15 protein-coding genes are annotated in these 12852 nt (G+C 37.0%); 8 read left to right on the top strand and 7 right to left on the bottom strand.

All coding sequences use genetic code 11. The features are described 5' to 3' along the window. Positions 1 to 77 precede the first annotated feature (77 nt). Both KO495_RS04340 and KO495_RS04335 read left to right on the top strand, forming a co-directional pair. A complete protein-coding gene (locus KO495_RS04340) occupies positions 78 to 1529 on the top strand; it encodes a glyceraldehyde-3-phosphate dehydrogenase (RefSeq protein WP_215979170.1) in 1452 nt (483 codons plus the stop codon). A gap of 177 nt (positions 1530 to 1706) precedes the next feature. Next, a complete protein-coding gene (locus tag KO495_RS04335) occupies positions 1707 to 1907 on the top strand; it encodes a hypothetical protein (RefSeq protein ID WP_215979169.1) in 201 nt (66 codons plus the stop codon). 16 nt (positions 1908 to 1923) lie between these two features. Here KO495_RS04335 and KO495_RS04330 read toward each other — a convergent pair whose 3' ends face one another. The 6 genes from KO495_RS04330 to KO495_RS04305 form a co-directional block, all read right to left on the bottom strand. Continuing rightward, the gene (locus tag KO495_RS04330; RefSeq protein ID WP_215979168.1) at positions 1924 to 2262 is read right to left on the bottom strand and encodes a TusE/DsrC/DsvC family sulfur relay protein; all 339 of its coding nucleotides are present in this window, start codon (positions 2260 to 2262) and stop codon (positions 1924 to 1926) included. Next, a complete protein-coding gene (tusB, locus tag KO495_RS04325; protein WP_215979167.1) occupies positions 2253 to 2546 on the bottom strand; it encodes a sulfurtransferase complex subunit TusB in 294 nt (97 codons plus the stop codon). The genes KO495_RS04330 and tusB overlap by 10 nt, the downstream gene beginning before the upstream one ends. A 3-nt stretch (positions 2547 to 2549) precedes the next feature. Then, positions 2550 to 2912 carry a sulfurtransferase complex subunit TusC gene (tusC, locus tag KO495_RS04320; RefSeq protein WP_215979166.1) on the bottom strand — a complete coding sequence of 121 codons (363 nt, stop codon included), beginning with the start codon at positions 2910 to 2912 and terminating at the stop codon, positions 2550 to 2552. A 29-nt stretch (positions 2913 to 2941) separates the two neighbouring features. Next, positions 2942 to 3319, bottom strand: a complete 378-nt coding sequence (tusD, locus tag KO495_RS04315; protein ID WP_215979165.1) for a sulfurtransferase complex subunit TusD — start codon at positions 3317 to 3319, stop codon at positions 2942 to 2944. 104 nt (positions 3320 to 3423) lie between these two features. Continuing rightward, the gene (locus KO495_RS04310; RefSeq protein WP_215979164.1) at positions 3424 to 4092 is read right to left on the bottom strand and encodes a Bax inhibitor-1/YccA family protein; all 669 of its coding nucleotides are present in this window, start codon (positions 4090 to 4092) and stop codon (positions 3424 to 3426) included. 257 nt (positions 4093 to 4349) lie between these two features. Then, entirely contained in the window at positions 4350 to 4946 is a 597-nt protein-coding gene (locus tag KO495_RS04305) for a DNA-3-methyladenine glycosylase I (protein WP_215979163.1), read from the bottom strand. 309 nt (positions 4947 to 5255) lie between these two features. On the opposite strand from KO495_RS04305, the gene KO495_RS04300 reads away from it, so the two are divergent. Next, positions 5256 to 5417, top strand: coding sequence for a hypothetical protein (locus KO495_RS04300; protein WP_252738792.1), 162 nt, complete (start codon positions 5256 to 5258; stop codon positions 5415 to 5417). Positions 5418 to 5492: 75 nt separating this feature from the next. Here the strand turns inward: KO495_RS04300 and KO495_RS04295 are convergent, their stop codons facing one another. Beyond that, the gene (locus KO495_RS04295; RefSeq protein ID WP_215979161.1) at positions 5493 to 6617 is read right to left on the bottom strand and encodes a DUF3083 family protein; all 1125 of its coding nucleotides are present in this window, start codon (positions 6615 to 6617) and stop codon (positions 5493 to 5495) included. A 184-nt stretch (positions 6618 to 6801) separates the two neighbouring features. On the opposite strand from KO495_RS04295, the gene KO495_RS04290 reads away from it, so the two are divergent. The 5 genes from KO495_RS04290 (at position 6802) to KO495_RS04270 (ending at position 12764) form a co-directional block, all read left to right on the top strand. Continuing rightward, positions 6802 to 7062, top strand: a complete 261-nt coding sequence (locus KO495_RS04290) for a DUF5062 family protein (RefSeq protein ID WP_215979302.1) — start codon at positions 6802 to 6804, stop codon at positions 7060 to 7062. Between the two features lie 239 nt (positions 7063 to 7301). Next, positions 7302 to 8360 carry a 3-deoxy-7-phosphoheptulonate synthase AroG gene (gene aroG / locus KO495_RS04285; RefSeq protein ID WP_215979160.1) on the top strand — a complete coding sequence of 353 codons (1059 nt, stop codon included), beginning with the start codon at positions 7302 to 7304 and terminating at the stop codon, positions 8358 to 8360. Between the two features lie 148 nt (positions 8361 to 8508). Further along, positions 8509 to 9549 (top strand): MoxR family ATPase, encoded by a 1041-nt coding sequence (locus tag KO495_RS04280; RefSeq protein ID WP_215979159.1) that lies wholly within the window; start codon positions 8509 to 8511, stop codon positions 9547 to 9549. Positions 9550 to 9552: 3 nt separating this feature from the next. Beyond that, a complete protein-coding gene (locus KO495_RS04275) occupies positions 9553 to 10560 on the top strand; it encodes a DUF58 domain-containing protein (RefSeq protein ID WP_215979158.1) in 1008 nt (335 codons plus the stop codon). A gap of 2 nt (positions 10561 to 10562) precedes the next feature. Continuing rightward, positions 10563 to 12764 (top strand): DUF3488 and transglutaminase-like domain-containing protein, encoded by a 2202-nt coding sequence (locus tag KO495_RS04270; RefSeq protein ID WP_215979157.1) that lies wholly within the window; start codon positions 10563 to 10565, stop codon positions 12762 to 12764. Positions 12765 to 12852 lie beyond the last annotated feature (88 nt).

Below are 12852 nucleotides of genomic sequence, written 5' to 3'. Positions count from 1 at the left end.
TATTATTTAACAGGTAGTAGGTATTATCTGCTAATAATAGACTATTGTTCAATTGACTGTAATAAAAGGTTTAATCAATGACTTCTCATCTTGAGGAAATTTACCAAGCAAGCTGGCAAGAGCGTCAAACGTTCGCTGAAAATATGCAACCGATTATCGGGCAACTCTTTAGAAATAAAGGCATTGAAATTTCAGTATACGGTCGTCCATTACTGAATGCATCGCCAATTGATATCATTAAAGCACACAAGTCGGTGGCTTTACATGAAGAGAGTAAATTACGTTTACGTGAAAGTTTTCCATTTGTTAATGCTATTAATAACATGGATTTGGCGCCTGCGCGTATTGATGTGGGTAAGCTTGCTTATCGTTACCTGTATTTAGGCGAAGCAAACGATTTATCAATTGAACAATACCTAGAGAAAGAGCTGACTGCGGTTAGCCGTGATAATACCGGCCAGCAAAGCCAAGATATTGTTTTATATGGCTTTGGCCGCATTGGTCGCTTGTTAGCGCGCTTATTAATAGAGCAAACTGGTCCTAATGCCAAATTAAACCTTCGTGCTATTGTTTTACGCCCAAGTAAAGGTGAAGATGATTTAGCTAAGCGTGCAAGTTTGTTACGCCGTGATTCTGTTCACGGTGCATTTAATGGCAGTATTACTATTGATAATGAGAACAATGTTATCAAAGCGAATGGCGCATTTATTAAAGTTATTTATGCTAAATCACCAGCCGAAGTTGATTATACTGAACATGGTATTAATAATGCGTTAGTTGTTGATAATACAGGTATCTGGAGTGATGAAGAAGGCCTAGGACAACACCTTAAATCTAAAGGTGTTGCTAAAGTTTTACTAACCGCTCCTGCTAAAGGTGATATTAAAAATATTGTCTACGGTGTTAACCATGACATGATTTTAGCTTCAGATAAAATTGTTTCAGCCGCAAGTTGTACAACAAATGCGATTACACCTGTGCTTAAAGCACTAAATGATGAGTACGGTATTAAAAATGGCCATGTTGAAACTATTCACTCGTACACTAATGATCAAAACTTAATTGATAATTATCACCCAGCGCCACGTCGTGGTCGTAGTGCACCACTAAATATGGTTATTAGCACAACAGGTGCAGCTAAGGCGGTAGCTAAAGCATTACCTGAGCTAAAAGGTTTATTAACAGGCAATGCTATTCGTGTTCCTACGCCTAATGTTTCAATGGCAATTATGAATTTAAACCTTAATAAAGCGACAGACAAAGAAGCGCTAAATGATTATTTACGCAATATTTCTTTAAAGTCAGACTTACAAAACCAAGTAGATTATACCGCTTCAAGTGAGATTGTTTCTACTGACTTAGTAGGCTCTCGTTATGCTGGTGTTGTTGACTCGCAAGCAACAATTGTTGATGGCGATCGTGCCGTATTATATGTTTGGTATGACAATGAGTTTGGTTATAGTTGTCAGGTAGTTAGAGTAATGCTTGCAATGGCGGGTATTACCGTACCAACATTGCCATCAATATAAAACAATAAATTAATTGTTACTCTTTAAGCCCATCAGCTTTGTTGATGGGCTTTTGATATTTTTAAAGGCATAAAATTTGTGTTATTAAGCCTAATTATAAAATTTATTAAAAATCGCTTAAGTTTACATTTTTCCGGCCGATAGAGAATAACAGTTTACTTTAACGAGGGTGTTTTTATGTCAATAACTATTGGTGGCTCTGCAAGTTCAGTACAAACAAATACAGATACAGGGTTTGCGCTTAAAACTGCCAACTTAGCGAAAAAACAACAAGAGCTAGAAGGGCAGATGGCAATTCAAATGATACAATCTGCTAGTATTGATAACGTTGCCCCTGCGTCTGGCAGTGTAGGTAGTAACATTAATATTAAAGTGTAACTACTATTAGCATGAGCTAAATGCATCGCGCAGGTTTTGGTAAACCTGCGTATTTTGTTGCTTGTTTTGCGGGCCCATCAGGAAATAAACGGTATAAATATCGGCTACTTGCTTTTTCTTCGCCAAACTCACTTTTCATTGCTTTTGTGAGCGCTCTAATTGCGGGTGAGGTGTTGTACGTTAAATAAAAGGTACGAACAAAGTTAATAACCTCCCAATGCTCATCACTTAGCGTGAACTTATCATTTGTTGCCATAACCTCTGCTAACGCTTCAGACCACTGTAAATGATCAAGTAAATAGCCTTGTTTATCGGTGGCGATTTCTTGTTTGTTAAATATTAATGTTATTGCCATGTTATTACTTTATCGTGGGTAAAAGTTAAAGAAACTAAATCTTCCATCGTTATCCCTTCAATTGTTTGAGGGGCTATTATTGCTCTAGCTTGTGCGTGATCTTGCAGTACCTTTATCGTTAACTTATTTTCTTGAGCGAGTAAATTTGTCGTTAACGGGTGGCTAAGGTTGTAACAACCGTCATCACAAAAAATAATAGTGTCATTGCTTTGCGCAATAGAAAGGCATTGTTCAAAGTCAGAGCGGTGAAATGCAGAGCTACGAATAAGGTGTAAAATACTCACGAATTAAAACCTCAGTATTTGTTGGTGCATTGCTAAATGTTTAGCAAAGGTTTCAGGCGGTAAGACTTGTACATTATCAATATGAAAGCTTTCACTTAAATTACGTACCGTTAATGACTCTTGGCAAATATAAATGTCTTCAATATCGTAGAATTCAAACGCAGAGAATGTTTTCAAATAATCTTTAGCAGATATCTTCTGTGGGTTTTGCTGATCAATTAATTGATAAACGCCATCACCTTGAAAAAATAGAGAAACGCCTTGTTCAAACGATGCAAAAATTAATGCTACATCGAGTGATTCTTTACCTAAATTACGATTATAAGGTGCGCTACTATTAATTATAGCTAATAGGTTAGTTGTCATTGCTACTCATATTACCTTGTAAATTTGTATTAGAATTGAACCAAACGTGTACTGTTTGTTGTTAGGGAGACTAATTCACCTAAACCTGAAACGGTGAATATTGGATTAATATTAATTGCACTGCCTTCACTTAATGCATCGCAGGCAATACCGCGTTTTTCTGCTGCGGTAATACATAAATGTAGTGCTAGCCCAAACTCCTGATGTAATTGCGTTAATTTTGCAACCGCTTGATACTCATCGCTCGCAATGTGTATATTGCTATTGGCGTGCAAAGCACCGTCTTGATAGAAAAAAACACCCACTATATTAACATTTAAGCGTAATGCTGCTTCTATGTAATCAATAGCCGTTACTGTTAAATTGCTATAGGGTGGAGTGGTTATCAGTACAGCCAATTTATCCACAAAAATTCCTAATAAAAAGTAGCTAAAAAAAAACCTCGCAAAAGCGAGGTTTATTATTATAAAGCACTAGCGTACAGATGAAAGTAGCTTAGTACATTATTTTATTAGTCATCACTACCTAATACGCCTAGCAGGCTTAATAGGTGAACGAAGATATTATAAATGTTCAAGTATAATGAAATAGTTGCACGAATGTAGTTACGCTCACCACCATTAATGATTCGGCTTGTATCAAACAAAATCAAACCAGACATAATCATAATTACCGCTGCACTCACGGCAAGTGATAATGCTGGGATTTGGAAGAACATATTAGCAATACTGGCAACCACTACTACGATTAGGCCAACCATTAAAAAACCACCCATAAATGAGAAGTCTTTTTTGCTTGTTAGTGCATAACCCGATAGGACGAAAAAGATCAATGCGGTACCACCAAGGGCTTGCATGATTAATGCACCACCATTTGGCATAGCAGCATAAACATTTAACATTGGCCCTAAAGAGGCGCCCATTAAACCAGTAAATGCGAAAATCCAGTATATACCGCTAGCAGAGTCAGCTTTCTTGTTAACAACAAACATTAAGCCAAAAGCGACTAATGTCATAACAAGTGCAGCGATATGTGATAGGTTCATCGCCATAGAAATGCCAGCAGTAACAGCACTGAAGGCGAGAGTCATTGATAACAACATGTAAGTATTTTTCAATACTTTATTAATTTCTACAGCAGAGCTTTGACTCGCTGTTTGAAAATTCATATTAGATTGCATAAAACTTCCTTAGGTATTTAATTCTAATTATGTAAATAAGGTCATTTTAGTTAAGTTCAAGGTTTCTCGCTTTTATTAACATAACGCCTTATGACATATTATGGCACGGTGTTTTTTAAAATACTATGATTACTATAACTTACTGAGCCTTATAAATTGTTTTCTTTTGTAACAAAGCGCTTATTCAATTTTATTACTTTATCGTGTTGTAATTTATAGAATAAATTAACAATAACAACCTTGAGTTTAGGTTTGAGTTATAAAGGTTGAATTAAAGCTGATACCGCCTCCTTTCTATAGCAACTGTTTAAATGGTCGTTAATTAACCCAGTTGCTTGTAAATGAGAGTAAAGCGTCGTTGAACCTAAAAACTTAAAACCTCGTTTTTTTAACTCCTTAGCCAAAGCATTACTAATCTGGGAGGTTGCAACGTAGTCCTCAGCGCTTTCAATGTTATTAACAATAGGGGCGTTATTAACATATGACCAAATAAAGTGCGTAAAGCTGCCAAACTCTGTTTGAATTTCTATAAAGCGTTTTGCGTTATTTATCGCTGCTTCTATTTTTAAGCGGTTTCGAATAATTGCAGCATCTTGCATTAAGCGCTCAACATCTTCTTGGTTAAACTTAGCAACAGCTGTTACGTCAAAATCAGCAAACAAGCGGCGATAGCCTGCTCGCTTTTTGAGTATGGTATACCAACTTAATCCAGCTTGAGCAGACTCAAGTACCATAAACTCAAACATTGTTTTATCGTCATAAACGGGAACGCCCCATTCTTCATCATGGTATTGGACGTAATCAGGTTTCGATAAGTCGACCCAAGGGCAGCGACAGAGGGGTTCATTTTTCATCTGGACTTCCATATTCTTTTACGCAATGACTTGCATTTGTTTTTATTAAGGCGGCGTGTTGCTAATTACTTAAATAAATACCTTACGCTAAACATGCTAGAGAGTGAACCTTTTAACGCGTTAAATGCCGTACTCAATGAACGGTTCCGCAAATAATTACGCTAGCGTTAAGTGACAGGTAACAACCTATTACAAATTACCTTTTTGTATAGCTTGTTTTTACTCCTCTTGTCGATTGAATTTTAATCACTAGATGAGCGCGAAATAAAAAGGATATTTATAATGAAAAGTATATATAGAGGAATAATTATGTTAACGCTATTAGTGTTAGCAATGTTTTCGTATGGTTTGGGTTTTGCTGAAGGGGCGGTAATATTTGTTGTTATCGGTGCTTTATTTGAAATCGTTTTTTGGTTGGGCGTTTTTCGTTATAGTCCTGCAAAAATGAATAGTAAGCCTAAACATAGTTAAAAGAGTTACTTTATATTTAAGTTACATACCCTGCAGGCTAATATAACGCCAGCCTGCGAGTATATAACAATATAACTATGCTTTTTCGGGTAGAGAAAAAGCAATATGTTGATGTAATCTTACTAATAACTCTTCTTGTTCAACAATCATGTTGAGCTTCTCAGAAAAATCTCGTAATGCTTGCTCAATTTTATTCACAAACTTACCATAGCCATGAGCGTTTTTATCGAGTTCACTCGCAACGAAAATCAATTGTGCGGTATCAACTAGTTTAGCTGAATCCCATTTGCATGTATAACCACCACTAGTATGAGTGGGGTTATAACCGAGCATTAAGAGTTCGCCATTGGTGATCACATTTTCATCTTCGCCTTTACGTACAATTGGCACTAAGCCATTAGCTATAATCGCTCCATTGTGTAAATTATGCTGTTTAGCACTTTGGATAAAAGCATCAGCGATCAAGTTATATAATGGGTTGTAACGTTCATACTCATTTTCATCTGGTGTTGCTAGTGAACGAACTCGATGATTAATAGGGAAGTCAACAACGGCATAAGTGAGGGCGTCAGTATTTTGCGGTAATGTATATTCATCTGCCATATATCTTTCAGAGATAGCACGAAACTTATGAGCTTGACTCCCTTCAACCCCTTTACTTTTAGCAAATAAATCATAAGTTAAGTGTTGATGGTCACTAACGCGACATAAACTTGTATCGAGTGCTATTTCTGTAGTGAATTCGCTAATGGCTTGGGCGACTAAACGATGAAATTTTGCTGATTGCACACGAATATCTTCGCCACTAGATAAAAAAACTAACGTGATTTTTTTCGCTTTATTCTGGCCATTATAAAATGAATTCTGGCTAGTATGATATTTAGGGTTATAGAGAAATAATACTTGCTGCTTAGTTTGTGATACCACTTTTTCAGGGCTAAACCGTACCCGTGCAAACTTATCATTAGCAATAAATTGTGCATTCTCAATAGCAAGATGGCTGGTTATATTAAAAAATATCTCGGAGAGCTTTTGGTATAGCTTTTCATAGGGGGCATTGTTATTTTCATCAATAAGGTTGCTATATTTTGCGAGTAACTCATCAGTTAATGGAATTTTTGCCATTAAATATTGGTTTTCTCTTGCTGATGTTGGGATATAAACTTTGTGTTGTGTGTTTCGCATACGAGATAAGGGCATTAGGTCACCTGTAAATATTGTGTTGATTTTATTGTGTTAGCTTTGCGTGCAGTATACTGTGCGCGTAAACAATGAAATATGATGTAAATCAATATTAAAGCTGGCATTATGTTAAAAAATGTAACGCTATAGAGTATGCCAAATAGGCAAGTAGTGTATGACTAACGTGTTTGGAGAAGTGGCAATGAAAAAAATTAAAAATGAAGCAGAGTTATTGAAAAAAGCACTGATTATTGGTGAAAAGTATGCCATCAACCGAGGATACGAGTCATTCAAACCAACCAATTCTGCGAAAGATAAAATAGAAAGCCTGTATCGTTTATTAGTTAATGACAAACTTATTCATCCGTTACCTGTTGAAAATGAAAATCAATTAAATATGCGACATAAATTGGCTTTATGGATTGCTAAGCAGTTACCTGAAGGGCATGCGTTATTAAAATAGACTTACCTCAATATTATGGATTAAAAGGGGGAGGTTTAGCCTTTTTTATAACGAGTATTGCTCTACTTAGAATAAATATTCTAAAAACGTAAATAAAGAGGCATTTTTTCATAGTATTCGGCTGTTAAGGCTGCTAGATTAATCGTGGGATTACTTTGGAGAGTTACCTATGACATACATGCGATATTGCTAATGGCATGTATACACACTTATTAATAAAGCAGTAAAGAGAGCAGAACATGTACCAAACTGACGATGTGCGCATCAACAAAATCAAAGACTTATTACCCCCTATCGCATTACTGGAACGATTTCCAGCGTCAGAAAAAGCCACTCAGTCGGTTGTTGCTGGTCGTGCGGGTATTCATAATATATTAAATGGTAAAGACGATAGACTACTGGTTGTAATTGGTCCTTGTTCTATTCATGACCCTAAAGCAGCACTTGAATACGGACAACGTTTAGTCGCTCTACGTGAAAAATATAAAGACACGCTTGAAGTCGTTATGCGTGTTTATTTTGAAAAACCACGTACAACAGTCGGCTGGAAAGGCTTAATTAATGACCCGTTCATGGATAATAGCTTTAAACTTAATGAAGGTTTACGCTTAGGGCGTAAATTGCTCCTTGATTTAAATGAACTTGGTTTGCCTACCGCAGGTGAGTTTTTAGATATGATCACACCACAATATATGGCTGATTTTATGTGTTGGGGCGCTATTGGCGCACGCACAACTGAATCACAAGTGCATCGTGAGCTTGCTTCTGGTTTATCATGTCCTGTTGGTTTTAAAAATGGTACCGATGGCACTATCAAAATAGCAATCGATGCAATTGGCTCTGCCGCCGCATCGCACCACTTTTTGTCTGTGACTAAGTTTGGTCATGCAGCCATTGTTGAAACAACAGGTAATACCGATTGTCACATTATTTTACGTGGTGGTAAAACACCTAACTTTGACGCGAAAAGCGTGCAAGCAGTTACTGAGCAATTAGCATCAAGCGAGCAAAATACTAAAGTGATGATTGACTTTAGTCATGCTAACTCGAGCAAGAAATTTGAAAATCAAATGCTCGTGTCAACAGATGTTAGTGAGCAAATTAGCCAAGGTAATCAAAATATCTTTGGTGTTATGGTTGAAAGTCATTTAGTTGAGGGCAATCAAAGTTTGGTCAATGGTAAAGCTGAAGTTTATGGACAAAGTATTACCGATGCTTGTATTGGCTGGGCTGACACTGAAACTTTATTAGCGCAATTAAGTGCTGCTGTAACAAACCGCAGAGAAATTACTGAATAAATAACACTAATGTAAAATAAAGGCATTGCAAATAAATAATGACTTAGCACAATAACTCAGTATTTTTTTATGTTTTGAATAATATCATTACGTTGTAATTCATGGTAAAAAACCTAATTAGTTTATTATTAATTAGGTTTTTTTGTTTATGTCGCCAGTTTTATCTCCTTCAGAAAATCAACAAGTTATCCAAGACATTTTAGCGACAATCGAATCAGTCGTTTTAGGTAAACCTCAAGAATGTAAACTTGCGCTAGCCTGCTTGTTAGCACAAGGGCATTTACTTATTGAAGATTTACCTGGCATGGGTAAAACAACACTTGCTCATATGTTAGCGACTACTTTAGGGTTAAGTTACCAACGTATTCAATTTACTAGTGACTTATTACCGGCTGATGTAGTGGGTTTTTCAATGTTAAATCATACGGATAATAGCTTTGAATTACACAAAGGTGCTATTTTTAATCAAGTGGTTTTAGCTGACGAGATAAACCGTGCTAGCCCTAAAACACAGTCAGCTTTACTTGAGGCTATGGCTGAAGAACAAGTCAGTATTGATGGTGCTACCTATGAGCTACCGAGTCCATTTTTTGTCATTGCAACGCAAAACCCACTATCACACTCGGGCACTTACCCATTGCCAGAGTCACAACTTGATCGCTTTATGATGCGCTTATCACTAGGGTTTCCTGACTTAGCAGCAGAAAAGAAAATTTTACTCAGTCATAACGGGAAAAACAAAACGCTCACCAAAGCGCCAACCGTAAATCATACCGCAATTATTGATCAAGCGGGGTTATTAGCCATGCAGCAAGCAGTACAAGAAGTGACAGTTGCCAATGATGTGCTTGAATATATTATTGCCTTAAGCCATATAAGTCGCAGTGCTTATGTTGATAAACCTTTAACCGCTCAGCAATCAAATAAAACAGGTAGTTTAGGTGACTTACATTGTAATCCGTTATCACCACGCGCATCTAAAGCCTTGTTAAGCGCCGCTAAAGCTGTCGCTTTTATTGATAACCGTGACTATGTACTACCAGATGACGTACAAGCGGTTTTTTATGTGGTGTGTCAACATAGGTTGGAGCAAACCCCAACGCAAATACTGAGTCAACATGCTCAAAAAAATAGTATTGCGCAGCGTATCTTAGAGCAAGTTGATGTCTTGAATCCTTTGGCTTACTAACAAATGACACTTAAAGAAAATGCACTAACATGGTTTACACAACGAGCAAACTCTTGGCTTACTAAACGTATCCCTGCAGCAAACTCTCATACGCTTAGTAATCGTAATATTTTTATTTTACCTACGCCTTTTGGTATTGCTTACTTAAGTTTTGTCTTGTTGTTGTTTTTACTTGGCACTAATTATCAAAATAACATTATTTTGTTACTGAGTTATTTATTAGCGAGCTTTTTTATTACCGTCATGATGCATAGCTTTTTAAATTTCTCAAAGCTCAAAATTACAGTACCAGTAAATCAGCAACATCAATTGGGTTATGCTGGGCAACCCCTTTATTTTCCGTTAATAATTAGCGCGGTTAAAAAACATTACCACGTAAATTTTCAACTTAAATCGTTGCCACCCCAATTAAACTTTGATGATCGCAAAGCTTCATTAGCGTGTTGTGAAAAAGGCGATAATAGTCGACAGTTGCTAATTATCGGGCAGCAGCGTGGGGAGTATTCACTAGGCCGAGTTACTATTTATAGTGAATACTCGTTTGGCTTGTTTAAAAGCTGGAGCCAACTCGACTTTGCCCAGCATGTAACCCTGTACCCTAAACCTAAGCGCATAGTTAGTAAGCAATATGCTTTATTAAATGATAAAACTGAGCAAGGAGAGTCTATCTCACTTCGAGGTAACCGTGGTATTGATGACTTTTCAGAGCTAAAACATTTTGTGCGTGGTGAGTCTAAGGCACGTACTGCCTGGAAGCAGTTAGCGAAAGGTCAAGGTCACTTTACTAAGCATTATCAAGAAAACCATGGTGGATTACTGTGGCTTAAACTAAGTGATATGCCAGCAGAAAATATAGAAACACAATTGAGTTATTTAACTTTTTTAGTAAACGAGTTAACCCGAACAGAGCAAGTTTTTGGTTTACAATTAAATAGCTCACATAGTGAAATTTTACCTAATAGTGGTAGCAGCCATCAACAACGTTGCCTACAAGCCTTGGCGCGTTTTTAGTTATGTCATTATTCTCATTTTCAACCAACAAAAAAGTAATCGCAACCAAACCTAAAATAGCGCATTTTAGCTTATCAACTCAAAATTCTTGGTTATTGTGGTGTTGCCAATGCATTAACATTGCTTTGATTAGCGCAGAGCTTAGCTCATGGATGTTGGCGATAATTGCCTTATCGTTTGTTTGGCAAGCGCTGTTACTCAATAAAAATGCCACGAGCCATAAACTATCGAGCGATAAAAAGAATAGTCAATCTAAAAAGAAACCCGATCACCATATTTCACCAGTCTTTTTAGGTTTTTTTGCCATTGCAGGTTGTTTAGCTATTACGCTAAGCGCGCAAGGTTTAGGTGTGCTACTGAGTATGGTGCATTTACTTAGCTTTGCTTATGCATTAAAAGCATTTGAGTTAAAAAGTCGTCGAGATTTTTATCAGCTGTTTTTACTGGGATTATTTTTGGTTGCTGCGGCACTTATCTTTAAACAAGACTTAAGTTTTGCATTAATTGCGATGGTCGCGCTGGTGGTAAATTTAGCTGTTTTATTGCAGTTTTTTTCTAGGGCGCAAGCGGTGAGTAATACATTGAAAACGGTATTATTATTACTTGGGCAAAGTATGTTCTTAGCGGCAGTATTATTTATAGTATTCCCACGTTTATCACCATTTTGGCAAGTACCGCAGGCAAATTCAGCGACAACTGGTTTATCTGATACGGTGCAGCCGGGCGATATTGCTAAGCTTGCTCAGTCAAGTGAGTTAGCATTTCGGGTTAACTTCAGCCAAGGAAATATTCCTACCTATTCACAACTTTATTGGCGAGCGATGGTGTTAGAGGATTATGATGGTAGGGCATGGTCTCGAACGGCACCTGATCCTGCAACAGTCAGTCATGATAACTATCAGCTTGAGGCGATAAACAAACGTTTATTTATGCCCAATACATTCAAAGAAAGTGAAAAACTGAACTATCAAATTATTACAGAGCCAAGTTTTCAGCACTGGTTGTTTGCCTTAGCGCCAGCAACCAGTAAAGATAACAGCTTACTATTATTACCTGATTACACCATTCAAAGCCGAAAGCTGCTCAGCCAAGCGAAAGGTTATCACCTTGACAGTTATCTTAATTCGCCTCTGGAAGTCAATATTGCGCAAGAGAGAAAAGCACAAAATTTAGCCCTACCAGCAAGGAGCAACCCTAGGTTAGTTCAATTAGCGCAACAACTAGCCCAACAATACCCTGATAGTGAACAGAGGGCGCAAGCCGTATTAACGCAAATACGAGAACAGCAATATTTTTATACATTAGAGCCACCACGTTTATTAAATAACAGTCTTGATCAATTCTTCTTTGACACGAAAGCTGGCTTTTGTGAGCATTATGCTAGTGCCTTTACGTTTATTATGCGCGCTTCTGGAGTGCCAGCTCGGCTTGTTACTGGCTATTTAGGTGGTGAATATAATAATTTAAGTAGTGATGGCACTACTAACAGAAGTAATGAAGCACAAGGTGCTCAGCAAGGGCATTTAAGTATTTATCAATCAGACGCACATGCTTGGTCTGAAATTTGGGTCGAAGGAAAAGGGTGGTTAAGAGTCGATCCTACCGCTGCGGTTGATCCTATGCGCGTTAATTCTGGATTTTCAACACAATTACAACAACAGCAATTGGCATTAAATAACAACTTATTGAGCTTTAATCACCTCAAAAAATTTGCTTGGTTAAATGAATTACGTTTGCGTTTTGATGCACTCGATTATCAATGGACACGCTGGGTTTTAGGTTATTCAAATGATAAACAGCGTGATTTATTACAGCAACTTTTAGGAAAAGTTCAAGCATGGAAAGTTGCCTTAATTATTATTGGCGCAATGGCGATATCTATTGCGCTTGTTTTTGGTGTTATGCTTTTAATTAACCACCAAAAGAAGCAAAAACGTGCATTGTCGCCGTGGCTAGTACTGTATCAAAAAGCATTATTAATCTTAGCCAATAACGGTTTGGAAAAACCAGTGAATGTTACACCTCAAAAATTTTTACTGATATTAAAAATAAAATATCCTGAATTATCATTAGCTTTCGCTCGTGTTAACGCTAGCTTCACACGTTTGAATTATCAAGAACTAACAAGAGAAGAGCAAAAGAAGGAGTTTAAAAAGCTGCAACAACACTACAAAAACTTTATTAAAGCAACCAAAAAAATATAAATTTTTTTTATTCATATATTTGAAACAATTACTTGATAATTTCAAGTTCACGGTAAAAACGGACTTGTTTCGAGGGATAATTTTTACT

It is taken from the genome of Colwellia sp. D2M02, from assembly GCF_018860755.1.
Taxonomy (GTDB): domain Bacteria; phylum Pseudomonadota; class Gammaproteobacteria; order Enterobacterales; family Alteromonadaceae; genus Colwellia; species Colwellia asteriadis.
The sequence above is the reverse complement of the archived record's forward strand: the minus strand, read 5'-3'. Positions and strand labels throughout refer to the sequence as shown.